Origin of the sequence: Belliella baltica DSM 15883, assembly GCF_000265405.1 — a bacterium.
Taxonomy (GTDB): Bacteria; Bacteroidota; Bacteroidia; order Cytophagales; family Cyclobacteriaceae; genus Belliella; species Belliella baltica.
In genome coordinates this window covers 3,673,275-3,697,530 of sequence record NC_018010.1, presented here as the reverse complement: position 1 = coordinate 3,697,530, position 24,256 = coordinate 3,673,275, and the positions used below count along the sequence as shown (strand labels likewise).

At 36.3% G+C, this 24,256-nt stretch carries 19 protein-coding genes and 1 other RNA gene; 15 read left to right on the top strand and 5 right to left on the bottom strand.

The window, feature by feature from the left end; genetic code table 11:
- Positions 1 to 3: 3 nt before the first annotated feature.
- Positions 4 to 1,461 carry a tRNA (N6-isopentenyl adenosine(37)-C2)-methylthiotransferase MiaB gene (gene miaB, locus BELBA_RS16745; protein ID WP_014773861.1) on the bottom strand — a complete coding sequence of 486 codons (1,458 nt, stop codon included), beginning with the start codon at positions 1,459 to 1,461 and terminating at the stop codon, positions 4 to 6.
- Positions 1,462 to 1,639: 178 nt separating this feature from the next.
- Between miaB and BELBA_RS16740 the strand changes: the two genes are divergently transcribed.
- Together BELBA_RS16740 and tamL are read left to right on the top strand one after the other, a co-directional pair.
- Positions 1,640 to 6,730 (top strand): translocation/assembly module TamB domain-containing protein, encoded by a 5,091-nt coding sequence (locus BELBA_RS16740; protein ID WP_014773860.1) that lies wholly within the window; start codon positions 1,640 to 1,642, stop codon positions 6,728 to 6,730.
- The gene (gene tamL / locus BELBA_RS16735) at positions 6,720 to 9,008 is read left to right on the top strand and encodes a translocation and assembly module lipoprotein TamL (RefSeq protein ID WP_014773859.1); all 2,289 of its coding nucleotides are present in this window, start codon (positions 6,720 to 6,722) and stop codon (positions 9,006 to 9,008) included. Before BELBA_RS16740 ends, tamL begins: the two co-directional genes overlap by 11 nt.
- On the opposite strand, the gene aceK is transcribed toward tamL, so the two are convergent.
- Positions 9,005 to 10,735, bottom strand: coding sequence for a bifunctional isocitrate dehydrogenase kinase/phosphatase (aceK, locus tag BELBA_RS16730; protein ID WP_014773858.1), 1,731 nt, complete (start codon positions 10,733 to 10,735; stop codon positions 9,005 to 9,007). The two genes, tamL and aceK, sit on opposite strands and share 4 nt — an antisense overlap.
- A gap of 195 nt (positions 10,736 to 10,930) precedes the next feature.
- Between aceK and BELBA_RS16725 the strand changes: the two genes are divergently transcribed.
- The 4 genes from BELBA_RS16725 to BELBA_RS16710 all read left to right on the top strand — a co-directional run bounded on the left by BELBA_RS16725 (position 10,931) and on the right by BELBA_RS16710 (position 14,749).
- Positions 10,931 to 11,851, top strand: coding sequence for an IS1595 family transposase (locus BELBA_RS16725; RefSeq protein ID WP_014771118.1), 921 nt, complete (start codon positions 10,931 to 10,933; stop codon positions 11,849 to 11,851).
- A 282-nt stretch (positions 11,852 to 12,133) separates the two neighbouring features.
- Entirely contained in the window at positions 12,134 to 12,811 is a 678-nt protein-coding gene (locus BELBA_RS16720) for a hypothetical protein (protein WP_014773857.1), read from the top strand.
- Positions 12,801 to 13,433, top strand: a complete 633-nt coding sequence (locus BELBA_RS16715; RefSeq protein ID WP_014773856.1) for an NUDIX hydrolase — start codon at positions 12,801 to 12,803, stop codon at positions 13,431 to 13,433. Before BELBA_RS16720 ends, BELBA_RS16715 begins: the two co-directional genes overlap by 11 nt.
- Positions 13,434 to 13,495: 62 nt before the next feature.
- Positions 13,496 to 14,749 carry a DUF819 family protein gene (locus BELBA_RS16710; protein ID WP_014773855.1) on the top strand — a complete coding sequence of 418 codons (1,254 nt, stop codon included), beginning with the start codon at positions 13,496 to 13,498 and terminating at the stop codon, positions 14,747 to 14,749.
- Between the two features lie 48 nt (positions 14,750 to 14,797).
- Here BELBA_RS16710 and BELBA_RS16705 read toward each other — a convergent pair whose 3' ends face one another.
- Positions 14,798 to 15,124 (bottom strand): YbjQ family protein, encoded by a 327-nt coding sequence (locus BELBA_RS16705; protein WP_014773854.1) that lies wholly within the window; start codon positions 15,122 to 15,124, stop codon positions 14,798 to 14,800.
- Positions 15,125 to 15,309: 185 nt separating this feature from the next.
- Here BELBA_RS16705 and BELBA_RS16700 point away from each other — a divergent pair, with 185 nt between their 5' ends.
- On the top strand, positions 15,310 to 16,050 hold the full coding sequence (locus tag BELBA_RS16700) for an NYN domain-containing protein (protein WP_014773853.1): 741 nt from the start codon (positions 15,310 to 15,312) through the stop codon (positions 16,048 to 16,050).
- A 65-nt stretch (positions 16,051 to 16,115) separates the two neighbouring features.
- On the opposite strand, the gene ffs is transcribed toward BELBA_RS16700, so the two are convergent.
- Positions 16,116 to 16,204: signal recognition particle sRNA small type (gene ffs, locus BELBA_RS19190), an RNA gene on the bottom strand.
- Positions 16,205 to 16,344: 140 nt separating this feature from the next.
- On the opposite strand from ffs, the gene BELBA_RS16695 reads away from it, so the two are divergent.
- Complete coding sequence (locus BELBA_RS16695) at positions 16,345 to 16,641, top strand: hypothetical protein (RefSeq protein WP_014773852.1); 297 nt, start codon at positions 16,345 to 16,347, stop codon at positions 16,639 to 16,641.
- Positions 16,642 to 16,746: 105 nt separating this feature from the next.
- Here the strand turns inward: BELBA_RS16695 and BELBA_RS16690 are convergent, their stop codons facing one another.
- A complete protein-coding gene (locus tag BELBA_RS16690) occupies positions 16,747 to 16,974 on the bottom strand; it encodes a hypothetical protein (protein ID WP_014773851.1) in 228 nt (75 codons plus the stop codon).
- A gap of 383 nt (positions 16,975 to 17,357) precedes the next feature.
- Here BELBA_RS16690 and BELBA_RS16685 point away from each other — a divergent pair, with 383 nt between their 5' ends.
- The 7 genes from BELBA_RS16685 to trpA all read left to right on the top strand — a co-directional run bounded on the left by BELBA_RS16685 (position 17,358) and on the right by trpA (position 24,256).
- Positions 17,358 to 18,764: an anthranilate synthase component I family protein gene (locus tag BELBA_RS16685; protein ID WP_014773850.1), complete on the top strand. Its 1,407-nt coding sequence runs from the start codon at positions 17,358 to 17,360 to the stop codon at positions 18,762 to 18,764.
- A 23-nt stretch (positions 18,765 to 18,787) separates the two neighbouring features.
- A complete protein-coding gene (locus tag BELBA_RS16680) occupies positions 18,788 to 19,348 on the top strand; it encodes an anthranilate synthase component II (protein ID WP_014773849.1) in 561 nt (186 codons plus the stop codon).
- A 138-nt stretch (positions 19,349 to 19,486) separates the two neighbouring features.
- Complete coding sequence (gene trpD / locus BELBA_RS16675) at positions 19,487 to 20,497, top strand: anthranilate phosphoribosyltransferase (protein WP_014773848.1); 1,011 nt, start codon at positions 19,487 to 19,489, stop codon at positions 20,495 to 20,497.
- An 11-nt stretch (positions 20,498 to 20,508) separates the two neighbouring features.
- Positions 20,509 to 21,333, top strand: a complete 825-nt coding sequence (gene trpC, locus BELBA_RS16670; RefSeq protein WP_014773847.1) for an indole-3-glycerol phosphate synthase TrpC — start codon at positions 20,509 to 20,511, stop codon at positions 21,331 to 21,333.
- Positions 21,330 to 21,956: a phosphoribosylanthranilate isomerase gene (locus BELBA_RS16665; protein WP_014773846.1), complete on the top strand. Its 627-nt coding sequence runs from the start codon at positions 21,330 to 21,332 to the stop codon at positions 21,954 to 21,956. Before trpC ends, BELBA_RS16665 begins: the two co-directional genes overlap by 4 nt.
- Positions 21,957 to 22,110: 154 nt before the next feature.
- Positions 22,111 to 23,289 carry a tryptophan synthase subunit beta gene (trpB, locus tag BELBA_RS16660; protein ID WP_014773845.1) on the top strand — a complete coding sequence of 393 codons (1,179 nt, stop codon included), beginning with the start codon at positions 22,111 to 22,113 and terminating at the stop codon, positions 23,287 to 23,289.
- A gap of 193 nt (positions 23,290 to 23,482) precedes the next feature.
- Positions 23,483 to 24,256 carry a tryptophan synthase subunit alpha gene (gene trpA / locus BELBA_RS16655; protein ID WP_014773844.1) on the top strand — a complete coding sequence of 258 codons (774 nt, stop codon included), beginning with the start codon at positions 23,483 to 23,485 and terminating at the stop codon, positions 24,254 to 24,256.

Below are 24,256 nucleotides of genomic sequence, written 5' to 3'. Positions count from 1 at the left end.
TAATCAGGAAATTACTTCCCCAAATAATGTAGCAGGAGTACAGTCAGTAATTTTCACAAGAGCATAATCTCCTTTTTTTAGATTTCCCTTATTTACAATTACCATTTTATTGGCTGAGTTTCTTCCTCTTAATTGCTCTTCAGATCTTTTAGATGCACCTTCAATCAAGATTTCTTGGATTTTCCCTACATCAAGTTTATTTCTTTCTTCAGAAAGTTGACTTTGTTTTTGAATGATGTCATTCAGTCTTCTCTTTTTTACCTCCAATGGTATATCATCCACATATTTTTTCGCAGCTAAAGTTCCTGGCCTTTCAGAATAGTAGAACATGTAGGAGAAATCATATTTTACAATGTCCATCAAAGTCAAAGTATCTTGGTGCTCTTCTTCTGTTTCTGAGCAAAAACCTGTAATCATATCTGAAGAGATTCCACATTCTTCTCCCAAGATTTCTCTGATTTTTGAAACACGCTCTAGATACCATGCTCTGTCATAGGTTCTATTCATCATCTCCAGGACTCTGGAATTACCACTCTGAACAGGAAGGTGAATGTAATTACAGATATTGTCATACTTTTTCATGGTATGCAAAACCTCATCTGTAATGTCTTTGGGATGGGAAGTGGAAAATCTTACTCGAAGTTTTGGGCTAACTTGGGCAACCATTTCCAAAAGATGAGCAAAATTAATTATCGTGCTGACATCATCTTTTTTGTTTAATCTTGCTTTGTTGTTTTCTTCAGGAGACCACTTGTAGCTATCTACATTTTGTCCCAAGAGTGTCACTTCTTTGAAGCCTTTATCGAATAATTCCTGAGCTTCTCGGACGACAGAGTGGGGGTCTCTACTTCTTTCTCGCCCTCTGGTGAAAGGGACAACACAAAACGAACACATATTGTCACATCCACGCATGATAGATATGAATGCACTTACTCCATTTGAATTCAATCTCACAGGTGAGATATCAGCATAGGTCTCTTCTCTAGATAGAAAAGTATTGACACCTTTATTGCCATCCTCTGCTTCTGACACCAAGTTCGGAAGATCTCGGTAGGCATCTGGACCAACGACCACATCAACCAATTTCTCTTCCTCAAGGAGTTTTTCTTTCAAGCGCTCAGCCATACAGCCCAATACTCCGATGGTCAATTCAGGTTTATTTTTCTTTATATTATTAAATTGAGAAAGCCTCTTCCTTACTGTAAGTTCAGCTTTTTCTCTTATAGAGCAAGTGTTTAAGAAAATCACATCTGCTTGTTGGAAATCTGATGTTGTATCAAAACCATTGTCCTTCATAATGGAAGCGACGATTTCTGAATCAGAAAAATTCATCTGACATCCATAAGATTCAATATACAATTTTTTGGCTTTACCCGTATTTTCATCTTCAGTTGTCTTATAATCACAGGCTTGTGCTTCTTCTGCTGAGATGATATCTATGTCTTTAATAATGTTTTCCATGTAATTTCAATTTCAATCTGCGAAATTAAGGAAATACCGACAAAATGACAGGTCTTTTGAGTGTTTTATTTAAAAGAATTTAAATTATTATGGCTTTATTTTTGCCCTATAAATTCACGATAATGTTACATTTGAAACTTATATCACTCCAAACAGAGTCTTTATTATCAAAAAGCTTTTGAAGAAATTTTTAAAAATATCAGGAATTGTACTCTCTGTCATTTTCCTAGTTCTAATAGTTCTGATATTATTCGTCAGAAGTCCTTATGGACAGCAGATAATCGTAAATAAAGCTACAGCATACCTTTCCGATAAAACAAGTACTCAAGTCGAAATTGACCACCTATTTATAACTTTTGCAGGCAATTTTTCACTTCAAGGATTATACATTGAGGATTTAAAAAAAGACACCTTGTTATACTCCAAAGATCTTGAATTGGGGTTTGGGTTAATTAATTTTATTCGAACAGGAGATATTCATATCTCTAAACTTGAATGGGACGGCTTGAAAGCAAATATCAGTAGGCAAGAAAATTCTGAGGAATTCAATTATGATTTTTTAATAAATGCTTTCGTTTCTGAACCTACTGAACCTGATCTACAAAACGAAGAGATTCCTGAATCTGACTCCGAACCATTAAAAATTTCATTAGATCCAATTTCATTTAGAAATTTTGATTTGTCTTATCAAGATGAAAAAATGGGTATGGATGCAAAATTAAAACTGGGAGAATTTGATCTGAATATTGCTTCAATGAACTTGGAGGATTTGGCCTTTGATATTAAAAATGTGGCGCTGAAAAATAGTAAGGTCAGTTATCGACAAACAAAGCCATTTGAAGAAACTGAGGATTCTGATCCCGATTCGGAAATATCAACTTTGCTTTCTTTAGAGAATTTTTTAATCCAAAACGTATCATTGACTTATGACAATGAAGTAGATTCCCAATTTTCAGATGTTCATATTGGAGAACTGAATCTTCAAATGCCTGAATTTGATTTAGCTGATCAAAAAGTACTTGTCAAATCATTGACTTTGGAAAAATCTCAAATTTTATATCATGATTTTTCTGTACCTCAAGTTGTAAATCAAGAAGAAGAGCAAGTTGAAAATATTTCGTTTTCTTGGCCTGAATGGAAAGTTGATGTGGGAAGTATTGAGTTAGCTGAAAATAGGTTAGAATTCAAAACACGGGATACTGATATTCAACAAGGTTTTTTTAATCCGGAAGCTATGATTTTTGAGAATTTGACTGCGAGTCTGGATAATATTTATCTCAAAAATGAAAAAGCTGGATTCAACCTCAATCAATTCGAATTTCAAGAATCGGGAGGATTTGAGTTGAAGACTTTTTCAACAGGTGTGAAGGTAGAGAACGAATTCATTGCTCTTGCTAATTTAGAAATTGAAACGAATAGAAGTAGGCTTTTGGCAGATGTAAATCTTGGTTTTGATTCAATGCAAGCATTGATGGAAAATCCAGATAAAAGCAATTTCGAGTTAACAATAAATGAATTTTTGGGAGACATTCGTGATGCATACTTTTTTGAACCAAGTTTGAGCCAAGACGAAATGATTAGAAACCTCGCTTCTGCTCCATTGAGGTTGAAAATGCGAGCCAATGGAAACGTCAATTCCCTTGTAATTCCCAATATCGATTTGAAATGGGATCAATCTTCTTTAGCAGGTTCAGGAAGGTTATATAATGTTATTGACATGGAATTGCTTGCCTTTGACTTTCCTAAAATCAACCTCAATACGGATAAAAAAACGATCTTAAAATTTGTCGATGAACAAAATCTTGGAGGAATAAACCTGCCTGAAGACATCTCTCTTCAAGCAAAAGCAAAAGGTAAACTCGATGATTTAACAGCTGACCTTGCACTCGACACAGAGATGGGCAAAATCAAGTTTGATGGTGCATTCAAAAACAATGGGGAAATTACGTATTTGGCTAACATAGAAGTAATTGAACTACAAATAGGTAATTTACTTGGAAACTCAGGCCTGGATACTTTGACTTTTGATATTCAAAGTAATGGAAGAGGAACTTCAATAGATAACCTAACAGCAGAATTGTCATCTAATTTTGAAAGATTGAAGATTTATGGCAATGATTATTCTGGGCTAGTTTTAGAAGGGCAATTAGACAATGGTGTAGGTGATGTTCATCTTGCTTTGGAAGATGAATATTTGGATTTTGATTTATTGACCAAACTTGACTTAGATTCAATTAATTCTAAAATTGATTTGAATTTAGATTTGAAAGGTGCTGATTTTTTCAATTTAGGATTCTTTCCTCAAGATCTTCGAGGGAAATTTTTGTTTACTGCAACTTTTGAAGGGAATCCAAGCAGTTTTGATTTACAGACTAATCTGAAAGATGCCATTATGGTGTTTGAAGATAGAAACTATCCAGTTGGAAGTTTAGATTTAAAGGCTCGGGTTCGAGAAGATTCCACCAGTTTAGATATCAAAAGTCTACTTGTCAACGGAAATCTAAGGTCAAATACTTCGCCACAACTCTTGAGTGATGCGCTGTATCAGCATCTAGTCAATTATTTAGACGAGGATCAAGACTCCACTTCAATTGCTCAAGGAGAAGTGATGATGAATTTGAATTTGACTCTAAATCAAGCTCCAATTTTGAATCAGGTTTTTCTACAAGGATTGGAAAAACTCGATACAGCCAGAATCGAAGTAGATTTTGATCAAAACATAAGTAAGCTAGATGCTGATATAGATTTTCCTTATTTGAAATATTCAGGAATTGAAATTGATAGCTTGGGTGTACGAGTAAGTTCAGATCAGAAAGACTTAGATCTTGCCTTTGGTTTTTTACGATTAGAATCAGGGCCATTGGCTATGGATAGGACTTATTTTACGGGTGAATTAGAGAATAGAAGACTTTATTTTGATTTTAATTCCTTTGATGGGAATGAACAAATGGTTCATGTAGCCTCAGATATAGGAATGAAAGGAGATACATTAAGTATTCATTTTTCGCCAGATGATCTGTTATTAAATAAAAGAGAATGGAATATTCCTGAAAGTAATGAGATTCTAATTGCCGAAAATTACATTCACTTCGAAGAATTTAGATTCAATAGAAACAATCAGGAATTATTGATCCGAGATGATTTGGATGATGTGGCTGAGGAACATTTAGCGATGCAATTCAAAGATTTCAGATTAGAAACTTTCACCACATTATTCAACCCTGACGAATTGCTGGCAGGAGGTACGCTCAATGGAAGATTAGTTGTTGAAAATCCTTTTGGAGCGATTGGACTCTTGGCAAACCTAAAAATCAATGAACTCAAAGCTTTGGATGTGCCATTGGGAAATCTCTCTTTAGATGCAGTGTCTGAGAATTTAGGGAATTATAAATTGAAACTTGCTCTGAAAGATGGTGGCGTAGATCTCGACATGGGCGGTAGTTTTGTTGCTGATGAAGCTGGTGGGGAATTTGATCTGGATTTAGATTTGAATAAAATTGAGATGCAACTTTTAGCAGCCTTGTCAGGATCTGAATTGAGAGATGCTTCAGGGTTTCTTTCTGGTAAGGTCAATGCATCAGGCTTTACAACAGAGCCAATTTACAATGGAGAAATTGCCTTCAATAATGCATCTTTTACTGTCGCTCAATTGAACTCAAAATACCTTTTGCCAGAGGAGAAAATTAGTATTGATAATGATGGGATTTATTTAAATAATTTCACATTCCAGGATACTGAAGGCCAAAAATTTATTATCGATGGGTCAGTTTTGACAGAAAGCTACATCAATCCGAGTTTTGATCTGACACTAAAGGCGAATAGTTTTAGAGCAGTCAATTCTACCCGTGATGACAATGAATTGTTTTTTGGAAGTGCAATTCTAGATGCAGATGTCACTGTCAAGGGTGACTTAAATTTACCAAGGATCAATGCTAGTGTCACCGTAAAAGAAGGGACAGATTTTACTGTTCTTATTCCAGAAACACAATTAGATATTGTTGAAAGAGAAGGAGTTGTTGTTTTTGTAAATAGACAAGATCCTTACGACATTTTGACCAGACAAGGGGAAGAAACTCCTAATGCATTTTCAGGATATGATATTCGATCCATTCTTAAAATTGATCCTGCTGCAATTTTTAAAGTTATTGTAGATGAAAGATCTGGAGATAACCTTCAAGTATCTGGGAATGCGGATTTGAATATGGAAATCAATCCTAACGGTAGAGTTACTTTAAGTGGAAACTATGAAATCAGCAAAGGGCATTATGAAATGTCTTTGTATAATTTGGTCAGCAGAAGGTTTGAAATCGCATCAGGAAGCCGGATAACTTGGAACGGTGACCCTATGGATGCTGATTTGAATATTTCAGCAATTTATACAGTTAGGACTGCTTCATCTGAACTGATGGCTTCTCAGCTTTCAAGTTCCAATACCGAAAACAGAACACAATATTTACAGGAGTTGCCATTCTCAGTTTATTTGAATGTTGATGGGGAATTACTGAAACCAGCAATTTCCTTCAGATTAGATATGCCGGAGGATCAAAGAGGAGCTTTGGGTGGCAATGTTTACAGCAGAGTTTTGCAAGTGAATGAACAAGAAGACGAACTCAATAAGCAGGTGTTTTCGCTGTTGGTCTTGAATAGATTTTTCCCTTCAACAGGAAGTGATGGCTCAGGTGGTGGCACTTCTGCGATTGCAAGGAATAGTGTGAGTCAAGTACTCTCGGGGCAGCTTAATGCGCTTTCAAGCAGTGTGTTTGGGAATTCTGGATTGGAGCTAGATTTTGATTTGGATAGTTTTACGGATTATCAAGGTGGAAGTGCCCAAGATCGAACCCAACTCAATGTAAGTGCAAGAAAACGCTTATTCGATGATAGATTAGTCGTACAGGTAGGAAGTCAAGTTGATATTGAAGGAAGTTCCCAAAACCCAGATCAAACGAATGCCATTTTAGGAAATGTGAGTTTGGAATACATACTTACTGAGAATGGTCGCTATAGATTGAGAGCTTTCAGAAAAAACCAATTTGAAAGTATTATTGATGGTCAATTGATCATTACTGGTATTGGAGTCATTTTCAATAGGGAATTTAATCAGTTCACAGAGCTTTGGAAGGGAATAGATTTGAACAAAAAAGAGGAAAACCCAATAGATAAGTTACAACAGAGAAATGGCGAAAAGGAATCTGAGGAAGAAAAAAAGTCTTCAGAAGGAATGTCAGAAGGAAAGTCAGAAGGAGTAAAAGAGGAGGAAAATGAAGATTAAATCCGTTTACATATTGAGTTTTGGTTTTTTACTAGCTTTTAGTGAGGCTTGTAGTGTGAAGAAATTCATACCTGAAGACGAGCGATTATATATAGGGGCGGAATTGAGTTTAAAATCAGAAGAATCTTTGAAAGATTTTAAAGAAGTCAAAACTGAGCTGGAAGGATTGGTGAGGCCAGAACCAAACACCAAGATTTTGGGAATGTATTTTGGACTTTGGGCACATTATAAAGGAAGTAAAGAAAAGCCTGGCTTTATCAATAGGTTTTTGAAAAAGAAGTTAGGAGAAGAACCTGTTTATTTTAGCAAAGTAGACCCAGGTAAGACGGAAGAGTTAATAATCAATAGATTAGAAAACAAAGGGTTTTTTTATTCTTCGGCAACTTCAGAAGTGAATCGAGGCGAAAAGTTTGCTTCTATTAATTATCAAGTAAATGTAACCAAACCCTATACACTTAGAAACTTCAAGATTGATCGGGATTCCTTAGAAATAGACAAGGAGATAAAGACCTTAATGGAGGAAACTGAATTGAAAGAAGGAAATCGATTTGACCTTTCTTTATTGAAAAACGAAAGAGAAAGACTCGACGAGGCATTAAAAGATCTTGGATATTATAACTTCAATGCGAATTATCTCATTTTTGAAGCAGATACAAATGTTAGTGATAAAAGAGAGTTTGACTTATTTTTAAGATTAAAATCAAACACTCCAAGCAATGGTGTAATTCCTTATGTGGTGAATAACATTAGAATTTTCCCTAATTACTCTGTGATGGACGAGGAAGGAAAAATCGATACAGTTACCATAGATGGGAAGGACTTTATTCAAGGGGTGGAAGTTTTTAAGCCTGAGCTTTTGGAGCAATATGTTTTATTGGAAAAAGGTGCTCTATATTCCCCCAAAAAATCAAGATTGACAAGTAATAGATTGAGCTCAATAGGCAACTACAGGTTTGTCAATTTGCGATATGATGAATTGGAGGATAGTGTTACTAAAGGGAATTTAGATGCCAATATCTACCTGTCTCCGCTGAACAAGCGATCAATTAGAGTCGAGCTCCAAGGTGTATCAAAATCAAACAATTTTGCTGGGCCAGCATTGAATGTTATTTACAGAAATAGGAATTTGTTTCATGGAGGTGAGACACTCAATCTTACAGCCAAATTTGCTTACGAAAACCAACTTGCAGGCGGACAGCTTTCAGGTTTGAATTCAATCGAATTAGGTTTGAAAGCCGATTTGATTTTCCCTAGAGTAGTTTTTTTCATTCCTATAAAAGAGCGGTTTAGCTATTCAGTTCCGAAAACGAAAATGAGTTTGGGAACAGAATATCAGAGTAGGGGTGGACTATATCGTCTAAATACCTTTTCAGCAAACTATGGCTATTATTGGAATGCCAATAGATTTGTCTATCACGAAATCAATCCAATCAGTTTAAACTTGGTCAATCTCACTAGAACTTCACCTGAATTCGAGCAGATTTTGGATAACAATCCTTTTCTAAGAAGAAGTTTTGAGCAACAGTTTATTGCTGGGATCAATTATACATTTAATTATAACAAGTTGTCCGACAGGTTTCGAACGCATGGAATCTTCTTTGGCGCAGGGCTTGATTTGGCAGGCAACGGATTCAATCTAGCTAACACATTTTTGGGAACAGAACAGGGAACTTTCTTGGGATTGAATTATGCACAATATGCGAGAGGGGATTTGGATTTGAGATATTATTGGAGACCAAATCAGAAACATACGATAGCTACGAGAATTTTTGGTGGATTGGGTTTGCCTTATGGAAATTCAGAATCTTTACCATTTGTAAAGCAGTTTTTTGCGGGAGGACCGAATAGTGTCCGTGCATTTAGAATTAGAGGTCTGGGACCAGGTACATATAGGCCAGAGCAAGTGAGTTTGGGATCTTTTTTCGATCAAGCGGGAGATGTTCGACTTGAAGGAAACATTGAGTATAGGTTTCCACTAGTTTCAGTGTTAAAAGGAGCGTTGTTTGTAGATGCAGGAAATGTATGGTTGGTAAATGAAAATGAAGCTCTTCCTGGCGGCAAATTTACCTCAAACTGGTGGAATGAAATGGCTGTTGGAGCAGGGTTTGGTGCCAGAATAGACATTGAATTCTTTGTGATTAGATTTGATTTAGCAACACCTCTTCGAGTTCCCTACCTTCCCGAAAACGAGCGATGGGGAAATACTTTTGATATCAAAAGCAGAACATGGAGAAGAGAAAATCTCATTTTCAACTTTGCAATTGGCTATCCTTTTTAGATACTTTCTTCTGGTCTGAATCGGATAGATTTGGAATAAGGAAAAGCATGGAGCAACTCACCGGCTTTGATTTGACTTTGAATTGACACCCAATAATCCGGATTGAATAACTCTTTGTGATAATCTAGAAAGTGCTGTTTGACATCTGCTCTTCCAATCATAAAACTTTTGAAGTCTTCGGGAAATACATCATTTTTAGCAATATCATACCAAGGGCTTGAAGCGTAGATTTGTTCGTAAGTTTCAGCTTTTGGTTTCCATCTGAAATTCATATCAGTCAAAAATTCTATTTCATCATAATCATAAAAAATCACCCTTTTTTGTCTCGTCACTCCAAAGTTTTTGATCATCATATCTCCAGGGAAAATATTAGCTTGTGCCAATTGAATGATACAATTTCCATAATCTTCTACCGCTTGCTTAGCATCTTCATGGGAACATTCATCCAAATAAAGGTTTAAAGGAATCATCTTCCTTTCGGTATATAGATGTTTGATAATCAATTCTTTTTCTGTAGTTAACAAAAGTGAATTAGAGGTGTTTTTTAACTCTTGTAACATTGCGGGATGAATTCTTTCCAATGGTAATCGGAAAAATTCAAATTCATGTGTATCTGCCATTCTTCCAACACGGTCGTGTAAAGAGACCAATTTGTATTTCTCTCGGACTTCTTGGCGAGTCATATTTTTAGGTGGCTCAAAATGATCTTTGATCATCTTAAACACAATGTTGTAACTAGGCAATGTGAACACCGTCATCACCATTCCCAAGATACCTTCGGCCACTACAAATTGATCCTTACTCTGATTGAGGTGGTTGAGAAAGTCCCGATAGAATTCGGTCTTTCCATGCTTGTTAAATCCTATGGCATTATAGAGTTCATGTATTTGCTTGTGACTGATGACAGCATTGAGGAAAGAAACCATTTGCGAAGGAATCTCAGCTTCTACCATGAAATATGATCTGCTAAAGCTAAACATATGAGCCATCACTTTGGGGTCGAAAATCATGGTGTCTATGAAAATTCCTTTTGGCCCATTCAAGATAGGGATGATAAACGGCATCCATTTTTCTCCCACATAAGTCCGACCAATAAGGTAAGCAGCTTTGTTGCGATAAAAGACTTTTTTTAATACTTGTGTAACAGTGGAATCATCTACTTTATATCTGCTCAGAATGACCTTTTTTATTGTATTTTCTAGAAATATTATGTCTTCTTCTTGATTCATATATTTTACCCCAAAATCAAAATCCGCTAATAGCCTTTTGATGATTTTTTGAAGTCCCCATGCTGAAGGATAGGTATGATATAGGTTTTCTGTTGAGTGAATGTCACATGAATCATATCCTTCATGTACAAACATCAGTTTTTCATCAATAGCAAGGTTAGGTTTTGTTTTTCGGATTACGGAATTGAAAAATGTCTCAGCTAATTCTTTATCTTTTCTTTTAGAAATTTGATCTGAGTATTGTTGTTTGGACTTGTGCCAAAACTCTAAATCGGAGACCTTTGTTTGAAGTTGTTCTTCAAGTGCATTTCTACATTGCTGAACAAAATCTTTATACAATCTCAGCCTATTTCTATGATTTTCGTGCATCAATTTCCAATTTCTTTGAGCAAAATACACAGCGGCTAGTTGGGTAAGCTTATTGAATTCATCAATATAATTTTCAAAGCCTAGAGTAATAGTTTGAACTGTATAGTCAATGGCTTTTGAATGCCTCATTTTTTGATGTAATTAGTTGATATTTGAATTAAAATTAAATTTAACTAAAGTTCTGCATTAGAATCCAATGAAGGCATAATTCTATATGAATATACGGAATTCTGCCAGTAGCCAAATTATATACTGACAGTTGGTGACAATCGATTGGTAATCAAGCTAAAGAGAGGTTACTTGGTCAAAACAAAGGTTCTGACCATGAATATTTTGAAGTTTGAAGAGCGCTTTCCAGATGAAGAATCCTGTATTAGCTTTTTCAAAGCTAAACGAGAGCAGGAAGGCGTGGTTTGCAAAAAGTGCGAGGAAAAAGAGCACTATTGGCTTCACAGTAAAAGTATGTTTCAATGCAAAAGTTGTGGATTCCGTACCAGTTTGAAAAGTGGAACTGTGATGGAAAATAGCAATCTGTCACTTCGTAAGTGGTTGATGGCCATGACCTTCTTTAGTGCCACTAAGCAGGGGTTTACCGCTCTTGAACTCCAGCGACAAATGGGGTTTACTCGCTACCAAACCGTCTTTGATTTATGCCATAAGATTCGTGTCATAATGGGTAAGCGGGATGATCAATATAAGCTCGAAGACATGGTAGAATATGATGAAGCTTACATCACCAAGTCAACCTCAGCCCAGAAAAAGAAGAATCTCAATCGGGGCCGAGGAACTCAGCAGAAGTCCACAGTGGCTGTGATGGCTGAATCAACCATTCTTGAGGATCCTAAGACAAAGAAGTTAACCAAAAGCTGCCGCTACTTCAAGATGAAGAAGATTGAGGACTTAAAGGCTAAAACGGCAGAGAAACTGATTAAAGACTTCATCAATAAAGATGCTGTTCTTCAAACCGATGATAGTACCACTTACGCTAAATTTGAGGACTTCGTGGATGTCCATGTCACCGAATTATCTTCAACAAAAGAGGGTAGATTCAACCTTAAATGGGCTCATACAGCAATCAGTAACCTCAAAAGTGATCTTAGAAAGTATAAAATGATATCAGAAAGAAGGCTTCAGAACTACATCGACGAGTTTTGCTACAAACTAAACCGAAGATACTTTGGAGAAAGACTCTTTGACCGACTTATTATTGCTTCTATCCAACCCTACTGGCAAAGTAGCGGATAATCATATAATTCTATTTGGGTTTTATTTTTTTAACACTTCTATATAGAAATAGAATTGAGGGTCAAAAATCTTTTTTTATAAACCGAATAAAATTTTCGCAATCGATTGTTTGGACAATAAAAAAACATTTTCTACCTTTCCCGCATGTTATTCATACAATGAATATCTACAATAGGTTTAATAGGTTTGAGAGATAGAAAAGGTTCGGGCAATGTTCGAACCTTTTTTTAATTTAAGAGATTTTCTGTTTCTTTAGCCTTCATTTAAAACCTTCTTCATCACATGGGTTCCAACAATATTTTCAAGTTATTTCTTCTTGTTTTTATACTTGTTTATTTTGGAGCATGTACCTCCGAAAAATCAAGCGAGGAAAATATTTCCGAAACCAATTCGATCTCAGCTGCTGAAGAGGAAAAGCAACTTTTAGAAATCGGAATTCAGCAACTCTCATCTTGGTCATCTCATTGGAAAAGTAACGCACCTGATTTTAATTTACAAGGTTTTGTTTATTCAAGAACAGACTCTTTAGAACAAATTCAAAGACCTGAGGAAATTCATATTGGTAGTGAAAGTCCATTTTTTCCATTTTTGAAAAAACACCCTGAAGGTGATGGAGTAGTTGACATTTATAGCTACAAGGTGGTTTTTCCAGAGACTGGAGAGCCTTATTTCAATCCTGATGCAGAAGTTACTTACTATAAATCCGATGGTATGCGAGAACGCTTGTTGTTTATGGGACCATCAGGAGTTTTTGAAGATGCTGTATGGTTATCTTCAGAGGCTTTGTTGGTAGTAGGCCATTTTGAAAGCGAAAATGGAGTTTCTCCAAAAGTGTGGATCATCTATCCAAAAAGCGGGGTTGTAAGCCAGTATGATAACCCACTTCACACCAAATCGTATATCAGAGAGAGTTTTTTAATAAAGAGATTTAGCAGCTTGGAGACAACAGATGGAGTTTGACGAAATCATAAAAAAATTAGAAAAAATACTCAGTTTACCGCTTCCGGGGAAATTAGGGCAGGTCATTATGGCTCCAAAGCCTATTGATGAAGCTCGTTTTGCTGAGTTGAAACCACTTAATCCCAGAAAGGGGGCAGTTCTTATGCTTTTTTATCCAGATGAGAGTGGAACACTTGTTCCTTTTATCAAAAGACCAGATTATGACGGTACTCACGGAGGACAGATTGCTTTTCCAGGAGGGAAATGGGAAGCCTCGGATAAAGATTTGAGTCAAACAGCCCTGAGAGAGACTGAAGAAGAAATTGGTTTAGATCAGAGTAAGATTAATTTATTAGGTAAACTTTCAGATTTATTTATTCCTCCAAGCAACTTTTTGGTGTCTCCTTTTATAGGTTTTGTAGAAGAAAAACCAACTTTTATTCCTGACCCTTTTGAAGTAGAGCGGATTATTTCCTGTCCTATCGAAAAGTTAATGGATAAGAATATCAGAAAGGAAGGAGAAATTTTGGTGAGAAAAAAGCATAAATTACGAGCTCCTTATTTTGATATTGAGGAACAAATGGTTTGGGGTGCTACTGCTATGATGTTAGGAGAATTTATGTACCTATGGGAAAATAACTAGTGTTGTTTTTTTGTGGAATTGGGTCATTTGGTGTATTTATGTAATTCATTAACCCAAATATAATGGAAGAGCAAGCTCCTTTACTGACCAATGATGCTGTAGTTTTTGGCATTTTAATGTTAATTCTAGCCTTGGTTTTCGCTACATCCAATAGTAAAAACCCTTCTTGGCAAAAGTTCTATCGTGTAGTCCCCTCTATTTTACTTTGCTATTTTATCCCAGCAGTTTTGAATTCCTTCGGATTGATTTCCGGTGAGTTTTCAAATTTGTATTTTATGGCATCCAGATATTTGCTTCCAGCTTCTTTGGTACTTTTGACATTGAGTATTGACTTCAAAGGAATCATTAAGCTTGGGCCAAAAGCTTTAATAATGTTTTTAGCAGGGTCTCTAGGGATCATTTTGGGCGGCCCTATGGCTTTGTTTGTTATTTCATGGGTTTATCCAGAGATTCTTGGTGGAGTAGGTCCAGATGAAGTCTGGAGAGGTCTTTCCACTATTGCAGGGAGCTGGATTGGTGGTGGTGCGAATCAAACTGCTATGTTAGAGATTTTTGGTGCTAGTCCTTCCTTATTTTCACAAATGATTGCAGTAGATGTATTGGTGGCTAACGTTTGGATGGCTGTTTTACTTTATTGGGCAGCAAAACCTGGAGTAATAGATAAGTTATTTAAAGCAGATAGTTCAGCAATACACGAACTACAAGACAAAGTAGAGAAATACAGAGAAGGTATTTTGAAAATTCCATCAACTTCTGATACGATGAGAATTTTAGGAGTTGGGTTTGGAGTAACTGCATTAGCTCATTTTATAGCAGATAATATTGCGCCGTTCATTGGAGAAAATTATCCTCAGCTAAGTCAATATTCATTGGATTCAACTTTCTTTTGGATTGTAGTAATTGCAACTACAGGTGGTTTGATACTATCATTTACACGAGCACGGGAGATGGAGGGGGCAGGAGCTTCTCGATTAGGATCAGTAATGCTCTATGTACTTGTGGCAACTATTGGCATGCAGATGGATTTGATGGCTATTTTTGATAATCCAATTTTATTTTTGATCGGAATTATCTGGATGTTCTTCCATGTGATCATCATGCTTATTGTTGCTTATTTCATTAAAGCACCATTCTTCTTTGTAGCTGTTGGTTCTCAAGCAAATGTTGGCGGCGCTGCTTCCGCACCTATTGTAGCTTCAGCATTTAATCCAGCACTTGCTCCAGTTGGGGTATTGATGGCAGTTTTGGGCTATGCTGTAGGGACTTACGGGGCATTACTATGCGGTTACTTACTTCAATGGATTCACAATTTGTAAAATTGTGAATCCATTATTGCCTTTAAGTAATACTTAAGTGAAAAAACACTAAGCTTCCTTTTTTACTATTTTCACTGCTGTGCCACTGGCTGTCACCATCAGCATTCCTTCCCTGATAGTTTCATAATCGAGGTCAACGCCTACGATAGCATTGCCTCCAAAAGCTCTAGCTTGCATTTCCATCTCTGCCATAGCAGTTGCTTTTGCTTCTCTCAAGACTTTTTCATAAGCAGAAGAGCGACCACCGACAATATCGGTAATGCTGGCGAAAAAATCCTTGAAAATATTGGCTCCGATTATCGTTTCTCCAGAAACTATTCCCAAATAAGCTGTGATTTCATATCCTTCTAAGGAGTTTGTTGTAGATACAATCATTGTCTATTACTGTTAGTGTTGATAAAGAAACTAAAGTACAAATTAGAAAGAGTTTACAGACATTTTTAGCGAATAATTTGTTGTAAATGTCTAACCTGATAGCTTGGACTGTGAATTTTTCGGGATAGGTATTTTGTATTGCGTATATTTGATATTTAGCATAAAATCATCGAAACCAGAAAAAAATGAATACTGACATAAAACTAGCCGTATTGATTGATGCCGATAATGTACCATCAGGTCAAGTCAAAGAAATGATGGAGGAAATTGCCAAATATGGAAATCCAACTATAAAAAGGATTTATGGTGACTGGACAAAACCACAGTTGAGCAAATGGAAGAATGTTTTATTGGAAAATGCCATCAATCCTATTCAGCAATATGGCTATACGACTGGAAAAAATGCTACAGACTCTGCCATGATTATTGATGCAATGGATATATTATATTCTGAAAAAGTCAATGGATTTTGTCTTGTATCTAGTGATAGTGATTTTACAAAATTGGCAACTAGGCTTCGTGAAGCAGGTATGACAGTGATTGGGTTAGGGGAGAAAAAGACACCAGAACCTTTTATTGTTGCCTGTGATAAATTCATCTATTTGGAAATTTTGCGCAAGGAGCCAGATAATCAAGAAGAACAAAGAGGGGAGAAGCACAATAGACCTCAAGTTGATAAGATCAATCCAAAATTAATCAATTTAATTGCCGCTACAGTCGGAGATTTGGCCGACGATGAAGGATGGGCATTTATGGGAGATGTTGGTAATTTGCTCCAAAAGAAGCAACCAAATTTTGATTCAAGAAACTATGGATATCAAAAGTTGACACCATTGATCTCAGCTATCGAAAGATTCGAAGTAGAGCAAAGAGAAAACCAAAAGGGTAGATTTAAGTTAATCTATGTGAGAGATAAGGTTGGATGAAAGAGATATAATAAGAGTAGATAATAAATATTTAAAGCATAAGAATTACTAATTATTTATTAAAAAAAAGAGGCGGTATCGCACCGCTACGACCGCCTACCCTTGCTTCCTTCCGGACCTGGGGGATTCAGCAGGAGCTGGTCGTACCGCCGACACAAAGGTAAGTCAAAAATTCTCTACTCCAAGCGCTTCTTTGTGATTTAATCATAGAAAAAGCTAATTTCCTTATTCTCAGAATGAAAGTTTATGGCAGTGTATTTGCTCCTAATTAATTATTAATTAAACATATTCATTATGAAAAAGTCATTTGTTTTTATCTTAACCGTTTTATTATTAGGTTCATGTACTGTTTTTGGACCGAGAGCCGAATTTTCAAAAGGAATGTCTGAAAAACAGTTTTTAAGACAAAATAGAGATGCCGTAATCAGCAATATAGAAGGTGATTTTACTACTTATAGAGTCAATAGAGGAGAAACTTTCTACGTTTTGGCGACATTTGAAAATGAAAAGCTTATTAAACTGGAAGAACGAGAACTGGTTCCAGCTTGGATGCCAGTCCAGCCTGAAAATAGTGATGGCAATGAAGAATAATAAATCATTCATTATTCAAAAAAAGGACTAATAGCCTGGAGCTATTAGTCCTTTTTTATTTTTTATTGATATAATAAATTTATTCTTACAGATTTCTAGAAGAAGTTACTTCACACCTTTGAGATAAAGATTAAATTCCATAGCACCAGTTTCTTCAAACTCATCTACTGCAAGGTCTTCCAAAACTTCATCATCAAACTCCATCTCAGTTTTTTCAATTTTCCCATCAGGATGAACGATTAACTCTGTACCTGTCCAATCAGCAGGATTTACTTTTACCAAGACTTTGTAATCTTCAAAAGTTCTTTTGAAATATTTGGGTAGGGTAGGCATAAGCGTGTTTTGACTTAAAAACTTTATTTTTTCACGAAGGTAAATATTATTTTTCTAAATGAATTTCCTTGGCTGGAAAAATGGAAGTGCCAAATAATATAATTTCTTCTTACCCTTAAGCATTAAAATACACCTTTCTAAAAAAAATATTGGTAATTTTTATTGATATATTTTTTGTTCCAAAAGATGCTTATCTATATTTGTTCAATTAAAAATTATGAAAAACATTCAGGCAAAATATTGGTGGTGGCATTTGACTTCTATTCAAGGGGAAGAACCAAACGCTATTGTCTAAAATATAACGCTTGTAAAAGATATTTAGGCTTGCTGGTTTCCCCAGTAAGCCTTTTTTTGTGCTAAAAATAACCACAATAACATTGAAAATGAATAAAATTAGACTCGTTACAAAATATAAGAAGTTGCTGGCAGATACCATTACTCCTGTGAGTATATATCTTCAAATTAGGGATAGGTTTGCCAATCCTATTCTTTTAGAAAGCTCAGATTATCATGGACAGGAAAATAGCTATTCCTACATTTGTTTCAATCCCCTGGCTTCTTTTTCATTTGACGGAAATGTTGTAAAAGAAGAACTTCCTTTAGGCAAAAGTAAAAGCTACTCATTAGGTAAAGAAAATAAATTAATAGACGCTTTGAGATTTTTTTCTTCTCAATTTGAAGAAAAGTCATTGGATCTAAAGTTTATCACTAATGGCCTTTTTGGATACATGCAGTATGATACGGTTTCTCGATTTGAAGATATTAAGTTAAAAAACACTGAAGAATCTAAAATCCCAATGATGCACTACGCAGTGTATCAAAATGTGATAGTTGTGGATCATTTCAAAAATGAAATGCACCTACTCGAACATCAAGTAGAAGGAGATGAAAAGCCCGAAAACATCTCTCAATTGGAGTCCCTTCTTAATAATAAAAATATTCCATCCTATTCATTCCAACTTGTGGGTGAAGAAGCGTCAAATTATACCGATGAAGCTTTTCTTGATATCTTGAAAAAAGGACAAGAACATTGCTTCAGAGGGGATGTTTTTCAAATTGTTATTTCGAGAAATTTCACCACAAAATTCAAAGGTGACGAATTCAATGTATATCGTGCCTTGCGATCTGTAAATCCATCACCATATTTATTTTATTTTGATTATGGATCCTACAAGGTGTTCGGCTCATCACCCGAAGCCCAGATTGTTGTCAAAAATAATGTAGCCACCATTTTCCCTATAGCAGGAACATTTAAGCGAACAGGAAATGATCAGGCTGATGCCGATTTGGCATTGAAACTCTATGATGATCCCAAGGAAAATTCTGAGCATGTGATGTTGGTAGATTTGGCGAGAAATGATCTCAGCAGGTCTTCTGAAAAAGTAAATGTAGATGTGTTCAAAGAAATTCAATATTACTCTCACGTCATTCACCTTGTTTCAAAAGTGACTGGTCAATTGCCAAAAGATGCAAATCCATTACAACTAGTAGCAGATACTTTCCCAGCAGGAACGCTTTCTGGAGCTCCAAAGTATAGAGCAATGGAATTGATTGATGAGTTGGAAAATACTTCGCGAAAATTCTACGGAGGAGCGATTGGCTTCCTAGGTTTTAATGGTGATTTCAATCATGCTATTCTTATTCGATCCTTTGTATCAGAAAACAACCAACTCCGATTCCAAGCTGGAGCAGGTGTAGTAGCTAAATCATCGATAGCATCCGAACTTCAAGAGGTTTCCAACAAATTAGAAGCCCTCCGAGTCGCCCTAAAAGCTGCTGAGGCTATCTAAAAATCTTCCAACCTATTTTATTTATGAAAATTCTTGTCCTTGATAATTACGATTCATTTACTTACAACTTGGTTTATATCATCAGACAGTTGGGTTATGAAATGGATATATATCGAAATGATAAAATCAATTTGTATGATATTGATGTTTATGATAAGATCTTACTTTCTCCTGGTCCAGGGATTCCATCAGAAGCAGGTATAATGCCTGAACTTCTTAAGAATTATGGAGCTAAAAAAGATATATTGGGAATTTGCCTAGGTCACCAAGCTATCGGCGAAGCCTTTGGTGGAGATTTGATAAATTTGTCTGAGGTAGTGCATGGTTTGGCTTCAGAAGTATCTGTAGAGGAGGATGGTTTATTTCAGAAACTTCCTAAGCAATTCAAAATCGGTAGATATCATTCTTGGGTTATCAATGAACAAACACTTAGTCCTGATTTGGAAGTTATTGCCCGTACGCCTGATGGTCAGATTATGGGAGTAAGACACAAGGAGTTTAAAGTCAAAGGGCTTCAATTTCACCCCGAATCAGTCCTTACCGAACATGGAGTTCAGATGATGAAAAACTGGCTAGGCGGATGAATGAGACACAAGAGGTAAGATACAAGATTAAAGATTTGAAGTAAAGTGTAAATAATCAAAATATCTAATAATCAGTCAGTAAACCATCAAGCTGGTACTACGGACACAATTTTAAAATTTTATAAACTTCCAATTCGTATGAAAGAAATACTAAATCACCTGATTGAACACCGGTCGCTGAGCAAGGAGCAGGCTAAGGAAGTATTACTCAAAATCACATCAGGTGAATACAATCAAAGTCAGATTGCGGCTTTTTTGACTGTATATATGATGCGTTCGGTGACTGTAGATGAACTTGGTGGTTTTAGAGAAGCGATGTTGGAACAATGTGTTCCAGTGGATATTGCAGAGTATGATGCTATGGATCTTTGTGGTACAGGTGGAGATGGGAAAGACACTTTCAATATTTCAACTTTAGCCTCTTTTATCGTGGCTGGAGCTGGTCAAAATGTTGCCAAACATGGAAACACAGGTGTATCATCTATCTGTGGTTCATCAAATTTGCTTCAAAGTTTCGGATATGAATTCACCAACGATGTAGATAAGATCAAGAAAAGTCTTGATGAAGCAGGAATATGCTTTCTTCATGCACCGCTTTTTCACCCTGCGATGAAGCATGTAGGCCCCATAAGAAAAGATCTCGGAGTAAAGACTTTTTTTAATATGCTTGGCCCAATGGTAAACCCAAGTTTTCCTAAAAAGCAGTTGGTTGGTGTATTCAGCTTAGAATTGGCAAGGCTTTACGCATATTTGTATCAATATCAGGAAGGCAGTTTTAGTATTCTTCATGCCCTAGATGGTTATGATGAAATATCGCTTACTGGTGACTTCAAGATGATATCTCAAGATGGGGAAAAATTGTATGGTCCAGAAGATATCAATCTTCCTATTCTTGAAGCTTCTAGCATTCAAGGTGGAGAAACGATCGCTGAGTCTGCTGCTATATTTGACAATATCCTAAAAGGAAAAGGAACAGAAGCGCAGAATTCAGTTGTGATTGCAAATGCTGCTGCTGCGCTGCATACAGCCGATAGTTCACTTTCTTTCAATGCTGCTGTCGATAAGGCAAAAGAGGCCTTGCTTTCTGGTAAAGCACTGAAAAAATTCAATGCTTTGGTCAACCCAAAGAAATCTATTTCACTAGCATAAAAGTATAATACATGAATATTTTAGATAAAATTATAGCTTTCAAAAAAACAGAAGTGGCGGAGAAAAGTAGCCTCGTTCCAATAAAATTATTAGAAAAGAGTATTTACTTTGAATCTGACATTGTATCTATGAAGGATTACATTTCTGATCAGGAGAAAACAGGAATCATAGCAGAATTCAAAAGAAAGTCTCCATCAAAAGGTGATATCAATCCAAGTGCTTCAGTAGAGGCAACAAGTATCGGCTACATGCAAGCAGGTGCATCTGCTTTATCTATTTTAACTGATCAGGAGTTCTTTGGAGGGAAAAATGACGATTTGATTTCTGCTAGGAAATTCAATTTCTGTCCGATCTTGAGAAAGGACTTCATCATCAAGGAATATCAAATTATTGAAGCAAAATCGATTGGAGCAGATTGCATCTTATTGATAGCAGCAGCTTTGGAACCAAAGAGGCTGAAGGAATTAGCCAAATTCGCCAAATCGCTTGGTTTGGAAGTTTTGATGGAGGTTCATGATGGAGAAGAATTAGCCTCTTCAGTCAATGAATTCCTTGACCTTGTTGGCGTTAACAATAGAAGTCTCAAAACCTTTGATGTATCTCTACAAACGTCTTATGACTTGGTAGAAAAAATCCCGAATGAATTTGTGAAAATTTCCGAAAGTGGTATTTCAAGACCAGATACTTTGGTGAGCTTAAAACAAGCCGGCTTCGAAGGTTTCTTGATAGGTGAAAATTTTATGAAATCCAGTAGACCACATCAGGCAGCTTACAATTTCATGAATGAATACAGAGAATTATTGGCAGCTGCTGCCGGGTTAACAGTAGAAAAATGAAGCTGAAAGTTTGTGGAATGCGATCTGAGGAGAATATCAAGGGCTTGATTTCTCAAATCAATCCTGATTGGATGGGTTTGATCTTTTATGCCAAATCCCCAAGGTTCGTGTCAAAAGATTTTGCTGATTCTATAAAAGATTTGGATATCTCCAAAGTAGGTGTTTTTGTAAATACCAACCTTGAAGAAATAAAGAAGGCAATTTCTAGGTTCGACCTTCACACTATCCAACTTCATGGAGAAGAATCGGTGGATTTTACAAGATCAGTGAAGCAAGAAACAGGATTAGAAATTTTCAAAGTATTTTCTGTCAAGGAAAATGTGGATTGGAAGGAATTAGAAAGTTATCTGCCTTATGTTGATTATTTCCTTTTCGATACTTTCACAAAAGAATATGGAGGAAGTGGAAAGACCTTCGATTGGCAAATTCTCAAATCTTATCCTTTTGAAAAACCATTCTTGTTAAGTGGAGGCTTGAGTTTAGAAAACATTCAGGATATACAAAAGCTTCAATCTGAAATTCCTCAATTAATAGGAGTAGATATCAATTCAAAATTTGAAGTTGAACCAGGATTCAAAGACATTGATAAGATAGGAGAGTTTTGGGAGAAGGTGAGAGACTAGAAGTTAGACAGAAGTGCCAAAAAAAATAGAGATAAAGATTAAAATGCCTGAGGCATGACCGATATAATAGCTCTGCAATTCATTGCTGGGATATAATATTAGCCAAGTGGATTCAATCTTAGAAAATTAGAAATAGATCATAAATAACATAGAAATGATTAAAGTTGACGAAAAAGGGTTTTATGGAAAATTTGGAGGAGCATATATCCCAGAGATGCTGCATCCAAATATAGAGGAGTTGAGAGATAACTACGAGCAGATTGTGGCTACCGCTGAGTTTCAAGAGGAGTTTCAATCTCTTTTGAGAGATTTTGTGGGAAGACCTACGCCTTTGTATTTCGCGAAGCGGATGTCAGAGAAATATGGAGCTAAGATCTATTTCAAAAGAGAAGATTTGTGTCATACAGGTGCGCACAAAGTCAACAATACAGTTGGACAGATTATACTGGCCAAAAAACTAGGAAAGAAAAGAATTATCGCTGAAACTGGTGCTGGACAACATGGAGTTGCTACGGCCACTGTTTGTGCTTTGATGGGGATGGAATGCACGATTTATATGGGGGCTTTAGATATCCAAAGACAGCGACCTAATGTAGAACGTATGAGGATTCTAGGAGCTAAGGTAGTCCCAGCAACATCAGGAAGCCAAACGCTCAAAGATGCCACAAATGAAGCCATGCGTCAATGGATCAATAATCCTGTGGATACACATTATATTATTGGTTCAGTAGTAGGTCCACATCCTTATCCAGAGATGGTGGCGAGATTTCAGTCAGTTATATCTGAAGAAATCAAAAAGCAGCTTTTGGAAAAAGAAGGCACAGAAAATCCAGATATTTTGATAGCTTGTGTAGGTGGTGGAAGTAATGCGGCAGGTACTTTTTTTCATTATTACAATGTGCCAGAAGTAAGACTGGTAGCAGCAGAAGCGGCAGGTCTGGGGATCAGTTCTGGCAAATCAGCAGCTACAACTGCACTTGGAACCCCTGGGATTCTACATGGAAGTAAAACCCTGCTGATGCAAACAGAAGATGGACAAGTTGTAGAGCCTCATTCTATTTCGGCTGGTTTGGATTATCCAGGAATTGGACCAGTGCATGCGCATTTGTTTGATATTGGAAGAGCGGAATTTGTTGCTGTAGAAGATGAAGATGCGATGAAAGCGGGTATTGAATTGAGCAGAATGGAAGGGATAATCCCTGCTATTGAGACAGCTCATGCTGTTCATGCTTTGAATATGATAGCGTACAAAAAAGATGATATTATTGTGATCAACCTTTCTGGTAGAGGGGATAAAGACCTAGATACATATATCAAGTGGGGAGGGTATTAAAGGATGAAGGTAGAGGGATGAAGGATGAATGAGATAAAGGATCAAGTGTGAATCCCTTTCTTAATTCATTATTCAGAGTTCTAAATTTGAAATTAAAAAATGTCAAATGCTGAATTTAAGCTTAAACTTTAAACCTATTTTCAATTGTTTCAATCTAAAATCTGCTATCTAAAATTTACAATCTAAAATTCCGATGAACCGAATTCATACACTATTTCAAAATAAAAAAGAGCGAGTATTGTCTATCTATTTCACAGCTGGATTTCCTACATTGGAAGATACTTTGCCAACGATGCGAGCGATAGAAGAAGCAGGAGCAGATATCATCGAAATTGGTGTGCCTTATTCTGACCCTATTGCTGATGGACCAACAATTCAAGATAGCAATCAGATTGCATTAGAAAACGGTATGAGCTTAAAAAAGCTCTTCGATCAAATCAAAGATATGCGTCAATCGGTCAATATTCCGGTGGTGCTAATGGGTTATTTGAATCCCATTATTCAATATGGAATGGAGCCATTTTTAAAAAAATGTAAGGAAGTGGGCGTAGATGGATTGATCTTGCCTGATCTACCCATGCAGCAATATTTGGATGAGTTCAAAAGTATATTTGATCAATATGGTTTGAGCAATACGTTTTTGATTTCTCCACAAACTAGTGAAGCTAGAATCCGAGAAATCGATGAAAATTCCAATGGATTTATCTACATGGTTTCTTCTCACAGTATCACGGGAGCAAAATCTGGGATCTCAGGAGAGCAAGTAGAATACTTCAAACGTGTTCAAGCAATGAATCTCAAAAACCCAAGATTGATTGGTTTTGGGATTTCCGATTCAGAAACTTTCACAAAAGCTTCTCTTTACGGAAACGGCGCGATTATCGGAAGTGCATTCATCAAAGTAGTAAAAGACAGTAAAAACTTATCTGCTGATATTAAATCTTATATTCAGTCAGTAATTCAATAA

Coding starts and splice junctions, on each gene's coding strand:
- trpA (WP_014773844.1), top strand. CDS start 23,483: ATGAACCGAATTCATACACTATTTCAAAATAAAAAAGAGCGAGTATTG.
- BELBA_RS16725 (WP_014771118.1), top strand. CDS start 10,931: ATGAATATTTTGAAGTTTGAAGAGCGCTTTCCAGATGAAGAATCCTGT.
- tamL (WP_014773859.1), top strand. CDS start 6,720: ATGAAGATTAAATCCGTTTACATATTGAGTTTTGGTTTTTTACTAGCT.
- BELBA_RS16705 (WP_014773854.1), bottom strand. CDS start 15,124: ATGATTGTATCTACAACAAACTCCTTAGAAGGATATGAAATCACAGCT.
- BELBA_RS16685 (WP_014773850.1), top strand. CDS start 17,358: ATGAATAAAATTAGACTCGTTACAAAATATAAGAAGTTGCTGGCAGAT.
- BELBA_RS16680 (WP_014773849.1), top strand. CDS start 18,788: ATGAAAATTCTTGTCCTTGATAATTACGATTCATTTACTTACAACTTG.
- aceK (WP_014773858.1), bottom strand. CDS start 10,735: ATGAGGCATTCAAAAGCCATTGACTATACAGTTCAAACTATTACTCTA.
- trpC (WP_014773847.1), top strand. CDS start 20,509: ATGAATATTTTAGATAAAATTATAGCTTTCAAAAAAACAGAAGTGGCG.
- trpD (WP_014773848.1), top strand. CDS start 19,487: ATGAAAGAAATACTAAATCACCTGATTGAACACCGGTCGCTGAGCAAG.
- miaB (WP_014773861.1), bottom strand. CDS start 1,461: ATGGAAAACATTATTAAAGACATAGATATCATCTCAGCAGAAGAAGCA.
- BELBA_RS16715 (WP_014773856.1), top strand. CDS start 12,801: ATGGAGTTTGACGAAATCATAAAAAAATTAGAAAAAATACTCAGTTTA.
- BELBA_RS16710 (WP_014773855.1), top strand. CDS start 13,496: ATGGAAGAGCAAGCTCCTTTACTGACCAATGATGCTGTAGTTTTTGGC.
- BELBA_RS16665 (WP_014773846.1), top strand. CDS start 21,330: ATGAAGCTGAAAGTTTGTGGAATGCGATCTGAGGAGAATATCAAGGGC.
- BELBA_RS16720 (WP_014773857.1), top strand. CDS start 12,134: ATGGGTTCCAACAATATTTTCAAGTTATTTCTTCTTGTTTTTATACTT.
- BELBA_RS16690 (WP_014773851.1), bottom strand. CDS start 16,974: ATGCCTACCCTACCCAAATATTTCAAAAGAACTTTTGAAGATTACAAA.
- BELBA_RS16695 (WP_014773852.1), top strand. CDS start 16,345: ATGAAAAAGTCATTTGTTTTTATCTTAACCGTTTTATTATTAGGTTCA.
- BELBA_RS16700 (WP_014773853.1), top strand. CDS start 15,310: ATGAATACTGACATAAAACTAGCCGTATTGATTGATGCCGATAATGTA.
- trpB (WP_014773845.1), top strand. CDS start 22,111: ATGATTAAAGTTGACGAAAAAGGGTTTTATGGAAAATTTGGAGGAGCA.